We start from the raw sequence: 21405 nt of genomic DNA, 5'->3' as shown, positions 1-21405 counted from the left end.
TCTTCAGTCAGGTCAACTCAGCCTGCATCACGGATGCGTGACTCGGCAGTCGCCACGCGCTGCGCGGCTTCCTTCAATTCAACCAGTCGCTCGCGCTCTGCCTCAACAACGTCTTCGCGCGCATTTGCGACGAATTTCTCGTTGGAGAGCTTTTTCTCGATACGGTCCATTTCGGCGGCAATCTTGCCAGCTTCCTTGGCGAGGCGCGCGGCTTCAGCCTTGAGGTCGATCAAATTGCCGAGCGGGATACAAATGGTCGCCTCCCCCAGCAACATCTGCGCCGAACCCTTGGGAGCTTGTGCTTCGAACGAAACACTCTCCACGCGCGCAAGGCGTTTGATCGCCGCGTCGTGACGAGCAAATCGATCGATGCTTGCGGCATTTGCATCCAGCACTACAACCGGAGCAATTGCTCCCGCCGGAACATTCATTTCGGAACGAACCGAACGAATTCCGGTAACGAGATCAACCAGCCAGTTGATGTCGGTTGCAGCTTCCTCGTCCTCGAACGACAATTCCGGCCAAGCTGCAAGTGCCAGCACCGTATCGCGCTTCTGCCCTTCGCCTGCGGTCAGGGTCCAGAGTTCTTCCGTCATGAAAGGCATGAAGGGATGAAGGAGCTTGTAAATCTGATCAAGGCAATAAGCTGCCGTAGCCTGAGCTTCAGCCTTCGCAGATTCATCGTCGCCCATGAAGATCGGTTTCAGCAATTCCAGATACCAATCGCAGAACTGGTTCCAAACGAAGCGATAGGCGGCGCCCGCCGCTTCGTTGAAGCGATAGGTGTCGATCCCTTCCGTCACGGCGCGGGTTGCCTTGGTCAGTTCGGTCAGAATCCATCGATTGACGGCAAGCTTGGCGTTTTCCGGCTTGAAACCGGTATCAAGCTTCACGCCATTCATCTGGGCAAAGCGCGTCGCATTCCAAAGCTTGGTACCGAAATTGCGATAGCCCGCAATACGTGCCGGATCGAGCTTAACGTCACGACCCTGAGCAGCCATGATTGCGAGGGTGAACCGCAGTGCGTCTGCGCCATATTCATCCATCAGCTCTAGTGGATCAATGACGTTACCTTTGGACTTCGACATCTTCGCGCCATGCTTGTCGCGAACCAGAGCATGCAGGTAAACCGTATGGAATGGAATCTCCTCCATGAAATGGAGGCCCATCATCATCATGCGGGCAACCCAGAAAAACAGAATATCGAACCCGGTGACCAAAACGCTGGTTGGATAATAGGTTGCGAGTTCTGGCGTCTTGTCGGGCCAACCGAGTGTCGAGAATGGCCACAGTGCCGATGAGAACCAGGTATCGAGAACGTCGGTATCACGCTCCAGTGCAACATCTTCCCCATAGTGAGCGCGCGCAGAAGCCTTCGCTTCCTCTTCGCTCTTCTCCACGAAACATTTGCCATCCGGGCCGTACCAAGCCGGAATCTGGTGTCCCCACCAAAGCTGGCGTGAAACGCACCACGGCTGAATGTTTTCCATCCAGTCGAAATAGGTCTTTTCCCAGTTCTTCGGGACGATCTGCGTGCTGCCATCGCGAACTGCCGCCATTGCAGGCTTGGCAAGTTCGGCTGCATTCACGTACCACTGGTCGGTCAGATAAGGCTCAATCGGAACACCCCCGCGATCGCCATGCGGAACTGCGTGGGTATGATCTTCGATCTTGTCCAGATAGCCGCGTTCGTCCATCAGCTCGACGATGCGCTTGCGAACAGCAAATCGATCCTGACCATCCAACTCCGCGATAAGTGCCTTCAACTCCGGCGTCAGCTGCAGGCCTTCAAGGAAATCATTATTGTCCTTGAGGGTTACCGCCGCCGCTGGCGTTAGAATATTGATGGCGCGCAGATCATTGCGTTTGCCCACTTCAAAATCGTTGAAGTCGTGTGCAGGTGTGATCTTGACTGCGCCGGAACCGGCTTCCGGATCAGCATAATCATCGGCAACAATTGGAATATGACGACCGACAAGCGGCAGCACAACATCGTTTCCAACCAGAGCGTGATAACGTTCGTCCTTCGGATTGACCGCAACACCAGTGTCGCCCAGCATGGTTTCCGGTCGGGTCGTCGCAACAACAATGTAAGTGTGTGGATTTTCCGGATCGAACGGGACATTCTCAAGCGGATAACGGAAGTGCCAGAGATGGCCTTTCGTTTCGCGCGACTCGACCTCAATGTCGGAAATAGCCGTCAACAGTTTCGGATCCCAGTTGACCAAGCGCTTGTCGCGATAGATGAGTCCCTGCTTGTAAAGCGAGACAAAAACTTCCCGAACCGCGCGCGATAACCCTTCATCCATGGTGAACCGCTCACGCGACCAGTCGCAAGAGGCGCCAAGACGGCGCAGCTGGTTGGAAATCATGCCACCGGATTCAGCCTTCCACTGCCAGATCCGCTCGATGAATTTCTCGCGGCCCATAGCATGACGGTTCGGCTCCTGCCGCTCCATCAACTGGCGCTCGACTACCATCTGCGTTGCAATGCCCGCATGGTCCATGCCGGGTTGCCACAACACGTTCTTGCCGCGCATGCGCTCGAAGCGAACCATAATGTCCTGAATCGTGTTGTTGAGCGCGTGGCCCATATGCAGCGATCCGGTAACATTCGGCGGCGGAATAACCACAGCGAACGGATCAGCTCCCGGCTTCGCGCCTGCACCCGCCTTGAATGCACCCGCTTCTTCCCAGCGTTCAGCAATTTTCGGCTCTATCGCCGCGGCGTCATAGGTCTTCTCAAGCATGGAAATATCCGGTCTTTATGCGCGATGAATGGATTGAAGGCTCAATAGCAACTAACAGCTGACAAATCACTTTAAAAGTGACTGTGCCCCTGACTGCCATCTTAAAATTGAAAACCCGCCTGTTGCACAGACGGGTAACATTTTAATAGATAAGCGAATGCCTGTTATCGTTCGCCGCGAACCACGCGTTCAATTTCTTCCCGAACGAGTCGCTCAACAAGCGTCGGCAGATTATTATCGAGCCAGTCTTGCAACATCGGGCGCAAAAGTTCCGCAGCTATATCGTCAAACGAACGGCGCGGTTCGGCCCGGACTGCATGGTTCAAGTCCTGAAATGCCGCAGCGACCTGACGTTCGGCGATCTGAGACAACATATGGGCAGCAGGCTGCATCTTTGCAACAGGCTCCACGACTGGTGCTGCGGCCTCGGGCTGAGCCACAGTCTCCGGCTCGGCGCCCGCAGGTTGAGTTGGTGCCTCAAGTTCGGGTTCGAGCAAATCATCGACAGCTTCTGCAATCCCGGATTCAACGGAAAGGTCGATTTCATTCAGCGATATGTCCACCTCGTCAGCCAGACCCAAGGGGGAGTTAGCCTGGGCGTGGGAATTATCGTCGTTCTCGGCGTTGAGGAAGACTTCATCCTCATCCTCGGCATCGATTTCCGATTCAGGCGTTACCTGTGACGGCTCACTGATCGGGCCTCGAAATGTCGGCTCATCCTGGAACACATTGCGCATCATTGCAGGCTTTTCAGGCTGTGCGATAGGCTGATCGGCAACTGGACGACGGAATTCCGCGACTTCACCACGAACAGGTGACGCCGCCACAACCGGCGCGGGCTGACGCGTGACATCGCTATCCTCAATGATCCTGCGGATGGACGCGAGTATCTCTTCCATCGACGGTTCACGTGCTGCGCTGGATGTCTGTGCCATGGCTACTATCCGCTTTCCTGTATTGCGACATTGTCTGCAAAAGACAGAGAATCAATGGATTAAGGGTAGCGAACGATCCACTGTTTGAGAATCCCCGGCCGAGGTGCAACAGTCCAAACTCACAGCTTTATGGATTTGTTAAGAATTGAAAGTGCCGACGAACACCGAATCAACGACAAAACAAAAAGGCACCCGAAGGTGCCTTTTGAATCTCATACAATAACGAACAATCAACGGCCGTCCGGCGTACGCAGACCGAACCACTTGTCCTTGACGGCATTGTAATGTTCTTCCGGCTTGTACTCGGCAACCTGCAAGCCCATCTGGCTGGCGGTCATGCGTCCGGTAGCATTCAGAAGAGCATAGCTGGCAACAACGACATTACGCTCGGATTCGACCAAAGCGATCTGTGCCGTGATGAGATCATTCTGCGCATTCAAAACGTCGAGCGTCGTGCGCTGTCCAACCTTACGCTCCTCAATAACGCCATCAAGAGCAAGCTGGGCGGCGGCAATACCGTCGCGATTTGCCTTGACCGACGCACGTGCAGCTTCGAGCTGCGACCATGCCGAGCCGATTGCCTGACGAACCTGATCGCGGACAACATCAACTTCGATGCGTGCCTGACCGAGCTGTTCCTTGGACTGACGAACCTGAGCCGAGTTGCGTCCACCAGTATAAATCGGGATGCTGACGCCGACGCCCACGGAGGCCGAGTTGCCGTCCGTTTGCGAGCCACCTTCTCCTGCATAGGTATCGAGTCGGCTGGCGCTTGCCGTTAGACCAACGGAAGGAAGCAACGCACCCTCCTTGGCCTTAACGTTATATCCAGCGGCATTAACGGCATATTGCGTAGCAAGAATGCCTGGATGCCCCGCCATTGCAACGTTGAATGCCTGGTTAGGCGAGCTAGGCAGGTTCTTGGCGGCAGATGCAGTCGCTAGTTTGTCAGGCTGAACGCCGATCACTTGTATATAGGTCGCTTCTGCCGACTTGACGTTTGCGCGCGCAGAATTCAAAGCCGCGACAGCAGTCGAACGACTGGCATCTGCCTGCGCAACGTCGGTGCGCGTACCTTCACCAACATCAAGGCGGGCGCGAGCAGCACGAACCTGTTCGTTCAGGGCTGCGAGGTTACGTTCACGCAAAGCCGCAATCTTTCGAGCCTGATATACATCCATATAGGCGGTTACGGCCTCGTAGAGTCGATTCTGCTCTTCGTTGCGGAGATTTTCGCGTTGGGCGAAGACCTGCGTTTCTGCGGCGGCAACGTTGTTTTTGGTTTGAAACCCATCAAACAACATCTGGTTCAGCTCGATGCCAAACGTACCAGTCGTACGATAACCCTGACTGGATGGTGTCTTGCCACGCCCTACATTATAGGAACCGGTGATCTGTGGACGATAGCCAGATTTGGCAATGGCCACGCCCTCATCCGTGACACGGACGCCTGCGCGGGAGTAGTTCAAGTTGGCATTGTTCTTGTAGGCTTTCACGAGAGCGCCGGTCAGCGTTTCCGAGAACGCCGCCTGCCCCGTCAAAATGGTGCCAGACAACAATGCTGCGGCCGCTACCAGTCCTTTGCACGTTTTGAACACCAGGTACCTCATTATAAGAACAAACGAATCCAATTATCGAACCGATCGGTTCGGACAAATCCTAATAACCTCTAAAATCGGTTATTTCCATCGTCCCCGCCAGAGCTTGCACAAAGAAATTCCACAGCGTTGCAGAATTGTATCATCCGCTAAAATTAAAACTCGAACTGCGCAACGCGCTCGAATCCTGGTAACGGACGAACCGCAGTGTTGAACACACCGCGTCCCGATGCAACACCATTTTCTTTAACGTAAATCCGCGCAACGCCGGCGTTCCCGCGGCCTTCAACTGCGACGAGGCGCCCGCCATCTTTCAACTGGGTGAGAAGTGCATCTGGAACGAAATCAACAGCACCTTCAATGACGATCACATCGTATGGGGCTTCGGATGGATAGCCTGCCGGCATGCCACCTGAAACGATCACAACATTGTCATAACCCAACTCAGCGAGACGGGCGGTAGCAGCAGCAGACAATACGGAATCACTTTCCAGACCGATCACCGAGCCAGCGAGCTTGGAGAGGATGGCTGCCGAGTACCCGGTTCCACAGCCGACATCGAGCACCACGTCGGTGTTCTTGATGCGCGCGAGCTGTACGAGCTTGGCGAAAGGAGACGGTTCCATGAGGTAGCGCGGCTGCGATCCTTCGCTTTCAAGGAGCTGATCTTCGTCGATATAGGCAAGAACCTGACGGGCAGCGGGAACGAAAGCCTCGCGCGGGACGGTCAGGAAAGCATCGATAACCGCCAGATCGGTTACGTCCGTCGTGCGGATCTGATTGTCGACCATCTTTGTGCGAAGATCCTGGAAATCGGCTGCCATAGCCCTGAACCCTTCCTTGTCGCGGAATGCGATGTTTTATGCCAATGGAGCCCGTGCGTCCTTTTGGAGCACAAGGGCCACCATAAACGAGATTTGCCGTTGATGTGGCAAAATTTGCGGGTCCAGTCAATGAAACACCGTGTTTGCGGCACTTATGCTCACGAATACCCACTTTTGTTACCAACATCAGGACATGAGAATGCCGGAAAGCTTGCGCCTCCCGACATCTCGGTGTCTGCTTTGACACACGGCCTGCCCGAAACGGTTTTTCACTTTGGGGCTCTACCGTTCGCAGCGCTTTGAAACAAGCACCCGTGAAATCACATTATTGAGCGTTCGATGCCGGATACCCGGCTGCAGCCAGTGCTGAGAGAACGGCCTCCGGCGAAACCTTGCTGTCGAATTCAATCTCTTTCTTGTCGAGATCGATTTCAATCGGTGCAGTCGCATCAAGCTTACGCAGCGCGACGGTAATGTTATCGGCACAACCGCCGCACTTCATCTTAGGAATGGAAAACTTCATCAACTCAGTCACTCCTCTTTAGGACCAACTATAAGATGGAGCTTCCCATCGTGGTAAGGTCAAGAGAGAATCCGCCAATTCTATCTATGGCGCCTCGCAAGTTTCCGGCACGCTCTTTTCCAGCTCAAGAGGCGATTTGGACAGCGACCCCGTCATGATCTGCATCGGCTTGAAAGGCGGTTCTTCCTGCATCGCGGGATTTGTGAGGCGAATGGTGTAGCAGCCCGTAAAGACTTGTTTTTTGCCATCCTTCATTTCGGCTTCGATGGCCAGCGGCTGACTCCAGTAAATCTGGCCTGCGCCCGGATCTGGATCAGTCTTGCGCAGCGCGACCTTTACGCTTTTGGTATTCTCATAGCCCTTTACGAAGGTCTCGAAGTCGGGCTCCCGCCCTTCCTCGGAGTAATAACCATAAGCTCGGGTATATTCCTTCCGATTGATCGCATTATAATAGGATTCGATCAGCGTCTGCGGTGTGGAGCGATCATCACGATAGTCCGGGACTGTTACGCCGCCAGCCGCATCCAGCGTCTGCTCGGAAGGTTTGGTTTCCTCAATCGGCTTCACGGCTTGATCGTGCTTTTCCTCAACGTTTCTTGGTGTTTCTTCGGGCGCGGCCTTCGGCGGATTTTGCGCCAGGGCCGTTCCTGTCGAAAGGCCTGCAAGTCCCGCACCCAGAAGGCCGAGCATGGCAGCCAGCATCAGAGGTTTCATCCCGCCATTCGACATTCGCTTCTCCTCTTCCTAGCAAACTTATTGTGGAACGCTTCGGCGGCGCTCCCGACTTGGTGTATTGCAGTAATGATGTTACAACACTAACTATAGTGAAAACGTGGCAGGCGCAGAGGAATCTCAGCCTGTTGCAACATGATTGGACGATTCTCCGTCCATATGCCAGCACGATACCGGAAGAGAGAAAATGGGCCGTTTCGCAGTCATGACCCTAACTGACAAGGCAGCTGATCGCGTTCGCGAGATCCTTGCATCGCGGGACGGCGCGCTTGGTATCCGCGTGGGTGTGAAAAAAGGTGGGTGCGCCGGGATGGAGTATACCATCGATCTCGTCACGGAAACCAAAGCAGGTGATGATGTGATCGAGAAAGATGGCGCAAAGGTTTTCATTGCGCCTGAAGCGGTTCTTTTCCTGCTCGGTACCCAGATGGATTTCGAAGTGACGACGCTTCGTACGGGATTTGTGTTCAACAATCCGAACCAGACATCAGCGTGCGGCTGTGGCGAATCCGTCGAGATCAAAGCTGCCTCTCCAGAAAGTCTGCGCCAGATGCAAGGCGCAGCTTAATTCAAGACAAGGTGTTCGCCGATGGATGACGAAGGCCTTCGCGATTTGTTGCAGGACTTCGGCCCCATCTGCATCCGCCGCATGTTCGGCGGCAAGGGCATTTATCATCAAGGCCTGATCTTCGCACTCGTCGTCCGCGACGAATTGCTCTTTAAGGCTGACGAGTTCACCATCCCGGAGTTCATTGACGCTGGCGCGACCCAATGGACCTATGAAGGTCGCAGAGGTGGCGATCCAATTGCGATGCCTTACTGGAGCGTACCAAGTGAAGCTTTTGATGACCCGGAAGTGATGACTCACTGGGCGCGCCTTGCCTATGACGCAGCCCTGCGGAGCGAGAAAAACAAGCCCAGAAAGAAATCGGCTGCGAAGCGCTAGCTTCGCAGCCGATCAATCCGCTTCCATTCTGCTGCAATCAGATTCCTGTCGGAATCAACATAAAGGCCGGAATGTCGTTGCCGAAACCAACAGGGGTCGGGCCGTCGTCGTCACGGTCACGACGACGCTTCTGTTCATGCTGCGGCTTGCCACGGCGCTCGTCATTGGAAGCGCGGATCGCATCGCGGCGATCACTGACTTCGAAGACTGGCTGCGGCTGCTCGGCAGGATCGAGAGCTTCGGCAGGCTTCGCCTTAACCTTGTCTTTCGGCTTGTCCTTGCTCTTGGCATCCTTACCTTTGCCGCGTGCATTCTTGCCCTTGCGTTGATCATCTGCCTCGTCAGAGGCTGGCAAGGTCGACAGATCACCGTCTAGCCATTCAATCTTTTCACCGATCATATTCTCGATGGCTGTCAGATACTTCGTATCGGAAGGCGTCACAATGGTGAATGCCTTTCCCGAACGCCCCGCGCGACCGGTACGGCCAATACGGTGAACGTAATCTTCCGAGTGGATTGGTACGTCAAAATTGAAAACGTGGCTTACATCAGGAATGTCGAGTCCGCGCGCAGCAACGTCGGAAGCCACCAGCAACTGCAACTTGCCTTCCTTGAAATTCGCCAACATGGTCATGCGAGCGCGCTGATCCATATCGCCATGCAAGGCACCGGCGTTGAACTCGTGTCGCGTCAGCGAGCGGAACAGTTCAGATACATCTTTCTTGCGGTTGCAGAAGATGATCGCATTCTTGAGTGTATCACCTTCGGCACGGATGAGATCGCGCAGGACCGCGCGCTTGTCCCAATCCTTCTTGCTGGACTTCACCAGACGCTGGGTTACGGTCTTGGCCGTAGACGAAGCTTTTGCAACTTCAATGCGCGTTGGCGAATGCAGGAACTGTTCGGTCAGTTTGGTGATTTCTGGCGGCATGGTGGCCGAGAAAAATAGGGTCTGACGTGTAAACGGGATCAGCTTGCAGATGCGCTCAATGTCAGGGATGAAACCCATGTCGAGCATACGATCCGCCTCGTCGATGACGAGAATTTCAACTCCAGTCAGGAGCAGCTTGCCGCGTTCGAAATGATCGAGCATGCGACCGGGAGTTGCAATAAGAACATCGGCGCCGCGCTCGAGCTTGCGTTCCTGTTCATCGAACGACACACCGCCAATCAGGAGGGAAACGTTCAACCGATGATTGACGCCGTATTTGGTGAAGTTTTCCTCCACCTGCGCCGCCAGTTCACGGGTCGGCTCCAGGATAAGCGTACGCGGCATACGCGCCCGCGCCCGGCCCTTTTCCAGAAGCGTGAGCATCGGAAGCACGAAAGATGCAGTCTTTCCCGTGCCCGTTTGCGCAATACCGAGAACGTCTCTGCGTTCAAGAGCTGGAGGAATGGCTCCTGCCTGAATAGGGGTGGGCGCAGAATACCCCGCCGCTTCTACAGCAGCGAGCACTTTCGGGGAAAGACCGAGTTCGGCAAATGTCGTCAATGGAGGCGCAGCTCTCTGGTTTGGAAATGATTTCCACCCATCCTGTCATTGCAGCCGCGTCATCGGGCGCAGGAACCAAGGCAGAATAAGGTGTCTGCAACGCAAAATGCGTTTTCTTGCAGCATCGCGTACGTCTACAGCGTGCAAAAGTCAACTAAAATACCATCGAAAGATATCAAATTGCTTCAATAGTGCTGCAACAATCGAAATCAATGCGAAACATGAACAAATTTATTCAAATTATCAAAAGCTAAAGAGCATTTGCGCGACTGAACCAGTCCAGCATTTATCTGCCGAAACTAGTGCCTGAACTGTTCTGTCAGGATGCGCTCATCCCAGGAATGATTTCGGTCGAAGAGGATGGCGACCTGGCTATTCGGTGCTTCTCGCACGGTTACAGACTTTACCGACTTGACCTCATTGTTGTCAGCGACCGCATTGACCGGGCGTTTTTCTGTCTCCAACAAATCCATACGAACAGTCACGTGCTTTGGCAGTAGTGCGCCGCCCCAACGGCGCGGACGAAATGGACTTACCGGCGTCAATGCCAGAAGCGGTGCTTCAAGCGGCAGAATGGGGCCTTGCGCCGAAAGATTATAGGCCGTGGACCCGGCAGGCGTCGCGACCATAACGCCATCACAAACGAGTTCGTTCAGCCGCACCTTGCCGTCAATCGTAATCCTGATCTTGGCGGCCTGATAAGACTGGCGGAAAAGAGAAACTTCGTTGATCGCCAAAGCCTCGAAAGAATGCCCCGATTCAGTTTCTGCGATCATCACAAGCGGGCGAATGGTTTCCATTTGGGCGGCCAGAATACGTTCCGGCAGATCGTCCACGCTGAACTCATTCATCAGAAAGCCGACAGAGCCCCGATTCATGCCATAGATCGGCTTACCGCTGTTCATGAAATCGCGGAGCGCCTGAAGCATGGTTCCATCGCCCCCAAGCGCGACGATAATATCGGCATCTTCTGCGGACACGTGGCCATAACGAGCAACAAGCTCTTTCTGGGCGACAAGTGATTCTTCGGTCCCCGATGACAGAAAATGAAGCGCGAGCGAACTATCTTCCATATTTAAAGTCCCGAATCTGGCCCAACTCTGACAAGTTTGCCACTGTTTCCCCAAGCTGCTATTGGCTATCACATGAAAAACTCGGTTGCCATGACCTGCATGCGATGAATTTTCGTTTTACACTCGCTGCATTTGTGCTAATCGGGCGCATGTGCCCTTATAGCTCAGTTGGTAGAGCACCTGATTTGTAATCAGGGGGTCGGGAGTTCGAGTCTCTCTGGGGGCACCACTAATCCTCTTCTTTTGAGGATAACTAGCGCGCTGAAACAACCGGTTATGGTTTGTTACCGCTTTTCAACCCACCTCGCCTACAGGCCCAGAATGGAATACGTATTCCGTTCAAGCGGTTGCGTGGGAAAATGCGCACTGCCACAAAACTGAAATGTACGTGCCTACCAGGAGGGCGATTTAGCGCGGCCGCAAGGCGCCACTGAAAGACTGTGGAGTCCCGTCACAGGTAATCGAACCTGCCAATTTTGGCTATGTCGATTGGGTTTTCTCCGGGCTGGGCGCTGAAAGGGCCTTTTAGAGCCCTTTTTTTCCACTACGAATCAAAATGCAGCCCAAAGAGCCGCATTTTGTGATCCCTGCAATATTTCAATACCAGCCGACGGCCACCTGCGCCTCTTCGGACATACGGTCCGGTGTCCACGGCGGATCGAATGTCATTGTGACTTCCACCATTGAGACGCCCTCGACTGCACTGACTGCGTTCTCGACCCATCCCGGCATTTCGCCTGCAACCGGGCAGCCTGGAGCCGTAAGTGTCATCTCGATCTTCACGGAGCGATCATCTTCGATGTCGATCTTGTAGACGAGGCCAAGCTCGTAAATATCAGCCGGAATTTCCGGGTCATAAACCGTCTTTAAGGCCGCGATGATGTCATCCGTCATGCGAAGGAGATCTTCCTGCGGGATAGCAGAAGCAGAAAATACCGAATTGCCTTCGGCCTTTACCCCGCCATCGACAGGCGGAATCTCGACTTTGTCCTGAACTTTCTGTTCCATATCGGTCATCCGAAAAACTTCCTTGCCTTTTCCAAGGCTTCCGCCAATGCATCCACTTCGGCGCGGGTGTTGTACAAGGCGAAGGATGCACGGCATGTAGAGGTGACGCCGAAACGTTTCAAGAGCGGCTGCGCGCAATGTGTTCCAGCACGAACAGCAACCCCTGCCCGGTCAATCACCATCGATACGTCATGCGCGTGAATTCCCTCAAGCGCAAACGAGATGATCGCTCCCTTGTCCGGTGCATTGCCAAAAATGCGCAATGAGTTGATCCGGCCGAGTTGTTCATGAGCATAATCGCGCAGATCTTCCTCATGCGCGAGGATCGCATGACGGCCGATTCTTTCCATATATTCGAGCGCGGCGCCAAGACCGATAGCCTGAACGATGGGCGGTGTTCCTGCTTCAAAACGATGGGGCGGATGGTTGTAGGTGACGTTGTCTTCCGTCACTTCCTCAATCATCTCGCCGCCGCCCTGGAAAGGACGCATCTTCTCAAGCATTTCCGAACGACCATAGAGCACGCCGATGCCGGATGGCCCGTAAACCTTGTGACCAGTGAAGACATACCAGTCGCAGCCGAGATCCTGCACGTCGACAGGCAAATGCACAGCGCCTTGGCTGCCATCCACCAGCACCGGAATGCCGCGTGCATGGGCAAGTTCTACGATCTTCTTGATCGGCGTAACGGTCCCGAGCGCATTCGACATGTGCGTGATCGCAACGAGCTTGGTGCGCTCTGTCAAACGCTTTTCAAACTCTTCAATGTGAAAGATGCCTTCATCATCCACCGGCGCGAAGACCAGCTTTGCACCCTGCCTTTCACGAATGAAATGCCACGGCACTATATTGGAGTGATGCTCCATGATCGACAAGAGGATTTCATCCCCCTCACCGATATTCGGCATGCCATAGCCATACGCGACAGTGTTGATCGCCTCTGTCGCATTTTTCGTGAAGACGATCTCGTCTACCGAACCGGCGTTTAGAAAGCGCCGTACCGTTTCACGCGACTTTTCATAAGCATCGGTCGCCGCATTCGACAAAAAATGCAGGCCGCGGTGAACATTGGCATATTCATTGGAATAAGCATGCGTCACAGCGTCGATAACGCTTTGGGGCTTTTGCGCCGATGCACCGTTGTCGAGATAGACGAGCGGCTTGCCATGCAGTTCTCGCGAAAGGATCGGAAAATCCTGGCGGATCGCTTCGACGTCATAAGCCGCAACAAGCGGATTTTTCTGGTCCATGATCGTTCCTCTTGCCGCTTCGGCAGGAAAAGGCAGAGCACGCACTTGCACAACTCTGCCTCAATCAATCAGGCGTGGGCGGCGAGCCAACTGGACAGCACTGCTTCCAGTGCCTCAACCAGCTTTTCGTCTTCCAGCTCCTCGATAATCTCAGCGATGAACGCCTTGATCAGCAGGCCACGCGCCTCGTTTTCCGGAATGCCACGGGCCATCAGATAGAATAGATAGTCCTTCGACAACTCAGTAACCGTCGCACCGTGACCGCAGGCCACGTCATCGGCGAAGATTTCGAGTTCGGGCTTGGCATCGAATTCGCCATCATCCGACAGCAAAAGCGTGTTGCATGCCATACGGGCATCCGTCTTCTGGGCGATCTGCGCAACGCGGATCATGCCCTGAAAAACCCCGCGCGCGCGATCCTTGACAACATTGCGGATGACCTCGGTCGAACGGGTGTTCTCTACCAGGTGACCGACCGTCATGGTCACATCTGTATGACTGTCATCAGCCAGCAGATTGAGACCGCGGAGTTCAAAGTCGGAGTCTTCTCCGGCAACGTTGACGTGCACTTCCTGACGCACGAGCTTGCCGCCCGCATTGACGATGTAGAGCGTGAGCTTGGAGTCCTTGCCCATCGTAGCATTGAACTGGGAAAGCTGTGTTGCCTGACCAAAATCACGCAAGATGATCCAGAGGATTTCGGCGCCATCGCCAACGGTCACGTGGTTGACAGAGGTTGAAAAGGCATCGCCCTCTCCACCATTCTGGCGTTCCACGATCGTGGCCTTGACATTGGCACCTATGCGAACCGGAAAACGTGTGTGTCCCTGTCCGGTCTTCTGGATGTTCTGAAGCTCCAATGGCGCTTCAAGTTCCGTGCCGTCGGCGATCGAAACCATCCAACCATCGCTGACATAGGCAGCATTGATCTGGCCGATCGTATCATCAAAGCCGCGTGGCCGAAGTTGAGTGACGAGCGAACCGTCAGCCAACGCCTCGCGAACCGGGGTCAGTGACACACCCTCAGGCGCTTTCGCAGCAAGAGCCACACCATTGCTCGCGGCAACGACGGACGAGCCGGAGATGAGCGCAGCCACTGCCTGTGTTCCAGCAGCAGCGTCGAAAGGCGCCACCCCCTTCAAAAGCGTACGGAAATCCGTGTAATGCCAGCTTTCGACACGGCGGGACGGAATGCCATTTTCCTTGAGCGTTTCAAGCGCTGCGTCACGTGCAACGACCACATCGCCATTCCCCGGCAAGTCGCCCATGCGGTCGGCAAAACTGTCGATCAGCGCGCTTTCAGCCGGCGTTCGCGGCTTGGCAGCCGGGGCGGTCTGGATATTCATGATCCATCCCCCCTCAGGCAGCTTCGCCGATTACATCGGCATAACCGTTTTCTTCAAGGTGCAGCGCAAGGTTCTTGTCACCGGACTTGATGACCTGCCCCTTGTAAAGCACGTGCACGCTGTCGGGAACGATGTGCTCAAGCAAACGCTGATAGTGCGTGATGACGATCACTGCACGATCCGGTGAACGTAGTGCATTAACGCCTTCGGACACAATCTTCAGCGCATCGATGTCGAGGCCGGAGTCGGTTTCGTCGAGAACGCAGAGGCTAGGTTCCAGAAGCTGCATCTGAAGAATTTCAGCACGCTTCTTTTCGCCACCCGAAAAACCGACATTGAGCGGACGTTTCAGCATGTCCATATTAATGCTGAGCTTGCCGGCAGCGTCTTTCACGCGCTTGATGAATTCCGGGATTTTCAGCTCCGGTTCGCCGCGCGCCTTGCGCTGGCTGTTCATCGCAACTTTCAGGAACTCCATCGTGGCAACGCCGGGAATTTCCATCGGATACTGGAATGCAAGGAAGATGCCCTTGGCGGCGCGTTCAGCCGGATCGAGTTCAAGGATCGACTCGCCGTTATAGAGAATGTCGCCCTCCGTCACTTCGTAGTCTTCGCGACCAGCGAGGATATAGGAAAGCGTGGACTTGCCCGAACCGTTCGGACCCATGATCGCAGCAACTTCACCCTTGTTCACGGTGAGGTTCAGGCCGCGGATGATCTCGGTATCCGTGTCAGCGATCTTTGCATGGAGGTTCTTGATCTCAAGCATGAATGTAAACCTTGTTCTAATGCCAGGAAAAGGCTGGCCAGAAAATCTGATGCGAGATGAAAGGAGCTCGTCGGTTAACCGACGCTGCCCTCTAGCGAAATACCGATAAGCTTCTGGGCTTCGACGGCGAATTCCATCGGCAGTTCCTGAATGACTTCCTTCACGAAGCCATTGACGATGAGGGCGATGGCCTCCTCTTCCGGAATGCCGCGCTGCATCACATAGAACAGCTGGTCCTCTGAAATCTTGGAGGTGGTTGCCTCGTGCTCGAACTGCGCCGTTGCATTCTTTGCCTCGATATAAGGCACCGTATGCGCGCCGCAATCATTGCCGATCAGGAGCGAGTCGCACTGGGTAAAGTTACGGGCATTTTCGGCCTTGCGGTGCGCAGAAACCTGCCCGCGATAGGTGTTATTCGACTTGCCAGCCGAAATACCTTTGGAAATGATGCGGCTCGACGTGTTCTTGCCGAGGTGCAGCATTTTAGTGCCCGAGTCGATCTGCTGATGACCGTTCGAAACAGCGATCGAGTAGAACTCGCCGCGCGAATTATCGCCACGCAGAATGCAGGACGGGTATTTCCAGGTGATCGCAGAGCCGGTTTCAACCTGCGTCCACGAAATCTTGGAATTATCGCCGCGGCAGTCGCCACGCTTGGTAACGAAGTTGTAGATACCGCCCTTGCCGTCCTTGTCGCCGGGGAACCAGTTCTGGACCGTCGAATATTTGATTTCGGCGTTTTCGAGCGCAATCAGCTCAACGACAGCCGCGTGCAACTGATTTTCGTCGCGCTGCGGTGCGGTGCAACCTTCCAGATAGGAGACATATGCGCCTTCATCCGCGATGATGAGCGTACGTTCGAACTGGCCGGTATTCTTCTCGTTGATGCGGAAATAGGTCGAAAGCTCCATCGGGCAGCGAACACCCTTCGGAACATAGACAAACGAGCCATCCGTGAAGACCGCCGAATTCAGAGTCGCGTAATAGTTGTCCGAAACAGGAACCACAGAAGCCAAATACTTCTGCACCAGTTCAGGATGTTCGCGGATCGCTTCCGAAATCGAACAGAAGATCACTCCCGCTTTGGCGAGTTCCTCCTTGAAGGTCGTGACGACGGACACGCTGTCGAATACGGCATCAACGGCAACGCGACCGGACGCATAAACGTTGTCAGAAGGATTGCCATCGATTTCGCTCGGCTCGCCCTGCTTGCGAACGCCGGCAAGGATTTCTTGCTCGCGCAGCGGGATACCAAGCTTTTCGTAGGTCTTAAGGAGTTCTGGATCGACTTCATCAAGAGACTTCGGGCCGGACTGGTTTTTCGGCGCCGCATAATAATATGCGTCTTGGAAATCGATCGTGGGGTAGTCGACGCGAGCCCATGTTGGCTCTTCCATGGTGAGCCAACGCTCATAGGCTTTCAGACGCCATTCCAGCATCCATTCCGGCTCGTTTTTCTTGGCGGAAATGAAGCGAATGATATCTTCGTTCAGGCCCTTGGGAGCCCTCTCGGCTTCGATCATCGTCTCGAAGCCATACTTGTACTGGTCCACGTCAAGGCCGCGGACCTGATCAATGGTCTCCTGCACTGCAGGCATTGGCGTTCTCCATCCTCGTCGGGGTCAAGGCCCGACAGTTGCAAACGTCAAGGTGATATGTCTTGAACAATACCGCCTCAATATAGTGTGCGTGGCCCTTCTTTAAAACCTCTCTAAACTGAATTTCAAGCACCGGGTTCAAATTTGCCCCTAAAAATGCCGATTAAAATGATCAACTTAATAAAAAGTCCGATCAAACGGCAATAGCGGCTGATCCGCCCTTAGTTTCAGGCCTTGATTTCCTTTGAAGAATTGCGCTGGCAGGGTAGCAATTCAGAATCATGCCTGCCCTTGCCTTGTATATGTAGGAACATAGATAGCCAAAGGAAGAGAGACTATGATGAGCATCCAGAACCTGCAGGACTATGTAAAGTTTCTCGAGCAACAGATAAATGACGAGGGCCGCACCGTCGTGCAACTGAAAATCTTTCAGAATGCCCATCACAAGTTCAAAATCTAAAATTCCAACGCCTCGGAGGATATCGCTGCCGCAAAGCAAAAGATGGGCCTCGTTCTTTGAAGCGCGATCACGTCTTCTTGGCGCGGCGCTCTATAATTTTGCGGAGAACTTCGAGAAACGTATCGACATGATCCGGCGTTGCTGTTGGCTCCAGCGAAACCCGGATCGCTCCGAGGCTTTCTCCGTGCCCCATGGCGGACAGCACATGGCTGGGACCGACTTTACCCGACGAGCAGGCCGATCCCGCAGAAAGGGCAATTCCGCCAAGATCAAAGGCGATCTGAACTGTTTCCGCCTTTTGATCCACAAGAGAAAAGAACGTGGTGTTCGGCAATCTGTCGACCGATTTTCCGTATATCACCGCGTCCGGGGCAATAGCCTCAAGACCGGTTTCCAACCTGTCACGCATCGCCGGAGACCAGCCATCGGCGTCCAGTCGTGCCTTGGCAACATCAGCCGCAGCGCCGAAGCCTGCGATCTGTGGCAGAGCTTCCGTTCCGGCTCTATGCCCCTTCTCCTGACCGCCGCCGCGAACAAGCGCGCGCGGCATCATGAGATCAGAAATGGCGATAATTGCGCCTACGCCTTTCGGCCCGCCAATCTTGTGCGACGAGACTATAAGATAATCACCGCAATTATCTGAAATATCTAATCTAATACGCCCTGCGGCCTGAACCGCATCAACAATATAAATGCCACCCGCATCCTTTACGATGGCAGCGATTTCCGCGACCGGTTGGATAACGCCAGTTTCATTGTTAGCAGCCTGTATCGCCACAAGCGGAAGCCCCTGGCTTTTGTCGTGACTGGCGAGAGCTGCCTTGAGAGCATTGAGTTCTATGATGCCATTCGCATCAACCGGTAGAACGGTGACATCCTGCGGTGGGAACTGGCCGCCGGACAACATGCACGGGTGATCCGTATCGCTCACATAGAGATGTGACAGACGGACCGGTGAACGCCCCATCACATAGTTAGGCGTCAGCAGCGTCGATGCGGCTTCCGTTGCTCCTGATGTAAAGAAAACATGGTCTGGCTTGGCATTGACCAGCGCTGCCACGCTACGACGCGCGGCTTCAACAAGGGCGCGCGCGGCGCGACCTTCACGATGCACGGAGGACGGATTGCCAGTAATGCCTAGAGCATTGATAACTGCTTCTCGTGCCTCATCAAGCAACGGAGCACTGGCGTTATAATCCAGATAGAGCCTCTTGCCGCTCCCGTTCACCGTACCTATCTCCTAAACAAAATACTGGAAGCGCAATTTTCTTGAAATTTCAATCAAGAAAAGCCTATTAAGCCCACATAGGAACTGAAACTCGCTTTCAGTCTGTCGAAATTCCAAACCGGTTCTAGAAGCGGCGTCCAACGACGTCAAGTTTCGTCGCCCCAGGCCCGGTCTTCCCGTTACGAGCGGAGTACACATGCCAGAAGTCATTTTCAACGGTCCTGCCGGACGCCTCGAAGGCCGCTATCAGCCCTCCAAAGAAAAGAATGCTCCAATCGCGCTTATTCTTCATCCACACCCGCAGTTCGGCGGAACGATGAACAACAAGATCGTTTATGATCTGTTCTATATGTTCCAGCAGCGCGGCTTCACCACGTTGCGCTTCAACTTCCGCGGTATTGGACGCAGCCAGGGCGAATTCGACCATGGCGCAGGTGAACTGTCGGATGCAGCCAGCGCGCTCGACTGGGTGCAGGCGCTTCACCCCGATTCCAAGACGTGCTGGGTTGCCGGTTATTCGTTCGGTTCGTGGATCGGCATGCAGCTTCTGATGCGTCGCCCGGAAATTGAAGGATTCATTTCCGTCGCACCGCAACCGAACACCTATGATTTCTCCTTTTTGGCGCCTTGCCCTTCGTCCGGCCTCATCATCCATGGCGATCAGGACAAAGTTGCTCCGCCGAAGGACGTGCAGGCTCTGGTCGATAAACTGAAGACCCAGAAGGGTATCACGATCACCCAGAACACGATTGCAGGCGCGAACCACTTCTTTACTGGACAGGGTGACGAACTCATCGAGGATTGTGCGGAGTATCTTGATCGCCGTTTGGCTGGCGAACTGGTAGAAGCGCGCCCGAAGCGCCTGCGTTAAGTTTACACGAAATAAGCAAGTCGTTTTCGCGATTTGCGGCGTCTCATCCGGCGGGTCTCCCGCCGGATTTTTTTGCGATTCTAGATCGAAATCCAGTGATTCGTTCCCTCCAATCCGTTCCATGAGCGTGACATGCCGGTTTATGCCATACTTGCTATCGCCATCGTGTCCGAAGTTATCGGAACGCTCAGCCTCAAGGCATCGGAAGGTTTTACACGGCTTGGACCGTCTTTGATCGTGGTCGTCGCTTACGGTCTGGCCTTCTATTTTCTCTCCATGACCTTGAAGAGCATCCCTGTCGGTGTAGCCTATGCAGTCTGGTCCGGGATTGGTGTTACACTTGTGGCGCTTGTCGGCTGGCTGCTGTTCGACCAAAAGCTCGACTTGGCCGCAGTGATCGGCATGGGATTGATTATTGCCGGTGTCATTGTGCTCAATCTGTTTTCAAACACGGCGCAACACTGAGACTGATGCCGAGCTCTTCCAATCGATGAAGCGAAATTACTGGTTCGCAACGCGCCTATTCGGGAGTTTCCTTGTTATTGGCGGTTGATTGGTGCTAAAGGCGGGCTTATCACATCGATGTAAGCAGCCGCTTGCGACTAGTTTCAACGTCGCCTTATCAGTCAGGGAAAAGGAATGTCCGGTTTCAAATCCGATTTTCTTCGCACGCTTTCCGAGCGTGGCTTCATTCATCAGATTTCGGATGAAAGTGGCCTCGACGAATTGATGGCCAAGGAAACCGTGACGGCCTATATCGGCTTCGATCCTACGGCTCCAAGCCTTCACGCAGGCGGCCTGATCCAGATCATGATGCTACACTGGCTCCAGCAGACCGGACACAAGCCTGTCGCGCTGATGGGTGGCGGCACCGGCATGGTGGGTGACCCCTCCTTCAAGGATGAAGCCCGCAAGCTGATGACGGAAGATACGATTGCCGAGAACATTGCGGGAATTAAGCGTGTTTTCGCCAACTACCTCACCTTCGGTGATGGCCCGACCGATGCTCTGATCGTCAACAATGCCGACTGGCTGCGCAACATTAATTACCTGGAATTCCTGCGCGATGTAGGCCGTCATTTCTCGGTCAATCGCATGCTTTCTTTTGATTCGGTGAAGACACGCCTTGATCGTGAGCAGTCCCTGTCATTCCTCGAATTCAACTACATGATCCTTCAGGCCTACGATTTCGTGGAACTGAGCAAGCGTTACGATTTGCGCTTGCAGATGGGTGGCTCGGATCAGTGGGGCAACATCATCAACGGTATCGATCTCGGTCACCGTATGGGAACGCCGCAGCTTTACGCTCTCACCTCACCATTGCTGACGACGTCCTCAGGCCAGAAGATGGGCAAGTCACTTGGCGGCGCCATCTGGCTGAACGCAGATATGCTGAGCGCGTATGATTTCTGGCAGTACTGGCGCAATACCGAAGATGCCGACGTTGAGCGTTTCCTGAAGCTCTATACAACGCTTCCGCTGGACGAAATCGCAAAACTGGCCGCGCTTGAAGGCGTCGAAATCAACGAAGCGAAGAAAATCCTCGCGACGGAAGTGACCGCCATGCTTCATGGTCGCGACGCAGCAGACGAAGCCGCAGAAACCGCGCGCAAGACTTTCGAGGATGGCGAATTGTCGGAGAACCTTCCGACAGTCGGCGTTCACAAGGCTACGCTGAACAGCGGCATCGGCGTATTGGCTTTGATGGTTCTGGCCGAGCTTTGCACGACCAATGGCGAAGCCCGTCGCCATGTCGAAGGTGGCGCCGTGCGCATCAATGACGAACCTGTCAGCGATCCCCGTATGACCATCGATGCGAGTGCCTTGAATGATCAGGGCGTTATCAAGCTGTCACTCGGCAAGAAGCGGCACGTGCTGATCCGTCCGGCTTAAACAAGACGGCGACTGAACGAACAAAGCCGGGCCTTGCGCCCGGCTTTTTGTTAGAACGCTCGCACCAATTCGCTTCCCGGAATGCGTCCTAGTTTCTTTTTAAAGCATA

20 protein-coding genes and 1 tRNA gene are annotated in these 21405 nt (G+C 54.4%); 7 read left to right on the top strand and 14 right to left on the bottom strand.

Features of this window, described 5'->3' with window-relative positions; translation table 11 throughout:
• Positions 1-17 precede the first annotated feature (17 nt).
• From FJQ48_RS14975 to FJQ48_RS14950, 6 genes are all read right to left on the bottom strand, one after another.
• The gene (locus FJQ48_RS14975) at positions 18-2750 is read right to left on the bottom strand and encodes a valine--tRNA ligase (protein WP_139975785.1); all 2733 of its coding nucleotides are present in this window, start codon (positions 2748-2750) and stop codon (positions 18-20) included.
• A 164-nt stretch (positions 2751-2914) separates the two neighbouring features.
• On the bottom strand, positions 2915-3685 hold the full coding sequence (locus tag FJQ48_RS14970) for a PopZ family protein (protein ID WP_139975784.1): 771 nt from the start codon (positions 3683-3685) through the stop codon (positions 2915-2917).
• A 230-nt stretch (positions 3686-3915) separates the two neighbouring features.
• Entirely contained in the window at positions 3916-5295 is a 1380-nt protein-coding gene (locus tag FJQ48_RS14965; RefSeq protein WP_139975783.1) for a TolC family outer membrane protein, read from the bottom strand.
• A 143-nt stretch (positions 5296-5438) separates the two neighbouring features.
• The gene (locus tag FJQ48_RS14960) at positions 5439-6107 is read right to left on the bottom strand and encodes a protein-L-isoaspartate O-methyltransferase (RefSeq protein WP_139975782.1); all 669 of its coding nucleotides are present in this window, start codon (positions 6105-6107) and stop codon (positions 5439-5441) included.
• Between the two features lie 325 nt (positions 6108-6432).
• Positions 6433-6633 carry a heavy-metal-associated domain-containing protein gene (locus FJQ48_RS14955; RefSeq protein WP_139975781.1) on the bottom strand — a complete coding sequence of 67 codons (201 nt, stop codon included), beginning with the start codon at positions 6631-6633 and terminating at the stop codon, positions 6433-6435.
• A gap of 81 nt (positions 6634-6714) precedes the next feature.
• Positions 6715-7359: a hypothetical protein gene (locus FJQ48_RS14950; protein WP_139975780.1), complete on the bottom strand. Its 645-nt coding sequence runs from the start codon at positions 7357-7359 to the stop codon at positions 6715-6717.
• 190 nt (positions 7360-7549) lie between these two features.
• Between FJQ48_RS14950 and sufA the strand changes: the two genes are divergently transcribed.
• Positions 7550-7930, top strand: coding sequence for a Fe-S cluster assembly scaffold SufA (gene sufA / locus FJQ48_RS14945; RefSeq protein WP_139975779.1), 381 nt, complete (start codon positions 7550-7552; stop codon positions 7928-7930).
• Positions 7931-7951: 21 nt separating this feature from the next.
• Positions 7952-8308 carry a TfoX/Sxy family protein gene (locus FJQ48_RS14940; protein WP_139975778.1) on the top strand — a complete coding sequence of 119 codons (357 nt, stop codon included), beginning with the start codon at positions 7952-7954 and terminating at the stop codon, positions 8306-8308.
• A gap of 37 nt (positions 8309-8345) precedes the next feature.
• Here the strand turns inward: FJQ48_RS14940 and FJQ48_RS14935 are convergent, their stop codons facing one another.
• The gene (locus FJQ48_RS14935) at positions 8346-9800 is read right to left on the bottom strand and encodes a DEAD/DEAH box helicase (RefSeq protein WP_139975777.1); all 1455 of its coding nucleotides are present in this window, start codon (positions 9798-9800) and stop codon (positions 8346-8348) included.
• A 299-nt stretch (positions 9801-10099) separates the two neighbouring features.
• On the bottom strand, positions 10100-10873 hold the full coding sequence (locus tag FJQ48_RS14930) for an NAD kinase (protein ID WP_139975776.1): 774 nt from the start codon (positions 10871-10873) through the stop codon (positions 10100-10102).
• 153 nt (positions 10874-11026) lie between these two features.
• Here FJQ48_RS14930 and FJQ48_RS14925 point away from each other — a divergent pair.
• Positions 11027-11102 (top strand) — tRNA-Thr (locus FJQ48_RS14925).
• A 368-nt stretch (positions 11103-11470) separates the two neighbouring features.
• Here the strand turns inward: FJQ48_RS14925 and FJQ48_RS14920 are convergent.
• The 5 genes from FJQ48_RS14920 to sufB all read right to left on the bottom strand — a co-directional run bounded on the left by FJQ48_RS14920 (position 11471) and on the right by sufB (position 16844).
• On the bottom strand, positions 11471-11890 hold the full coding sequence (locus FJQ48_RS14920; protein WP_139975775.1) for an SUF system Fe-S cluster assembly protein: 420 nt from the start codon (positions 11888-11890) through the stop codon (positions 11471-11473).
• Positions 11887-13131, bottom strand: coding sequence for a cysteine desulfurase (locus FJQ48_RS14915; protein WP_139975774.1), 1245 nt, complete (start codon positions 13129-13131; stop codon positions 11887-11889). Before FJQ48_RS14915 ends, FJQ48_RS14920 begins: the two co-directional genes overlap by 4 nt.
• A 68-nt stretch (positions 13132-13199) precedes the next feature.
• Positions 13200-14477: a Fe-S cluster assembly protein SufD gene (sufD, locus tag FJQ48_RS14910; protein ID WP_139975773.1), complete on the bottom strand. Its 1278-nt coding sequence runs from the start codon at positions 14475-14477 to the stop codon at positions 13200-13202.
• A 13-nt stretch (positions 14478-14490) separates the two neighbouring features.
• Positions 14491-15246, bottom strand: coding sequence for a Fe-S cluster assembly ATPase SufC (sufC, locus tag FJQ48_RS14905; protein ID WP_139975772.1), 756 nt, complete (start codon positions 15244-15246; stop codon positions 14491-14493).
• Between the two features lie 74 nt (positions 15247-15320).
• Positions 15321-16844 (bottom strand): Fe-S cluster assembly protein SufB, encoded by a 1524-nt coding sequence (gene sufB / locus FJQ48_RS14900; protein WP_139975771.1) that lies wholly within the window; start codon positions 16842-16844, stop codon positions 15321-15323.
• A gap of 337 nt (positions 16845-17181) precedes the next feature.
• On the opposite strand from sufB, the gene FJQ48_RS22855 reads away from it, so the two are divergent.
• A complete protein-coding gene (locus FJQ48_RS22855) occupies positions 17182-17304 on the top strand; it encodes a hypothetical protein (protein WP_282183549.1) in 123 nt (40 codons plus the stop codon).
• Between the two features lie 67 nt (positions 17305-17371).
• On the opposite strand, the gene FJQ48_RS14895 is transcribed toward FJQ48_RS22855, so the two are convergent.
• Positions 17372-18532: a cysteine desulfurase family protein gene (locus FJQ48_RS14895; protein ID WP_139975770.1), complete on the bottom strand. Its 1161-nt coding sequence runs from the start codon at positions 18530-18532 to the stop codon at positions 17372-17374.
• A gap of 196 nt (positions 18533-18728) precedes the next feature.
• Between FJQ48_RS14895 and FJQ48_RS14890 the strand changes: the two genes are divergently transcribed.
• The 3 genes from FJQ48_RS14890 to tyrS all read left to right on the top strand — a co-directional run bounded on the left by FJQ48_RS14890 (position 18729) and on the right by tyrS (position 21296).
• On the top strand, positions 18729-19403 hold the full coding sequence (locus FJQ48_RS14890; protein ID WP_139975769.1) for an alpha/beta hydrolase: 675 nt from the start codon (positions 18729-18731) through the stop codon (positions 19401-19403).
• Positions 19404-19535: 132 nt separating this feature from the next.
• Entirely contained in the window at positions 19536-19868 is a 333-nt protein-coding gene (locus FJQ48_RS14885; protein ID WP_139975768.1) for an SMR family transporter, read from the top strand.
• A 174-nt stretch (positions 19869-20042) separates the two neighbouring features.
• Positions 20043-21296 (top strand): tyrosine--tRNA ligase, encoded by a 1254-nt coding sequence (gene tyrS, locus FJQ48_RS14880; protein WP_139975767.1) that lies wholly within the window; start codon positions 20043-20045, stop codon positions 21294-21296.
• Positions 21297-21405 lie beyond the last annotated feature (109 nt).

The sequence above is a fragment of the Ochrobactrum sp. CGA5 genome (genome assembly GCF_006345815.1).
In the GTDB taxonomy this organism is placed as follows: Bacteria; Pseudomonadota; Alphaproteobacteria; order Rhizobiales; family Rhizobiaceae; genus Brucella.
This window is presented reverse-complemented; position numbering and strand designations above follow the sequence as displayed.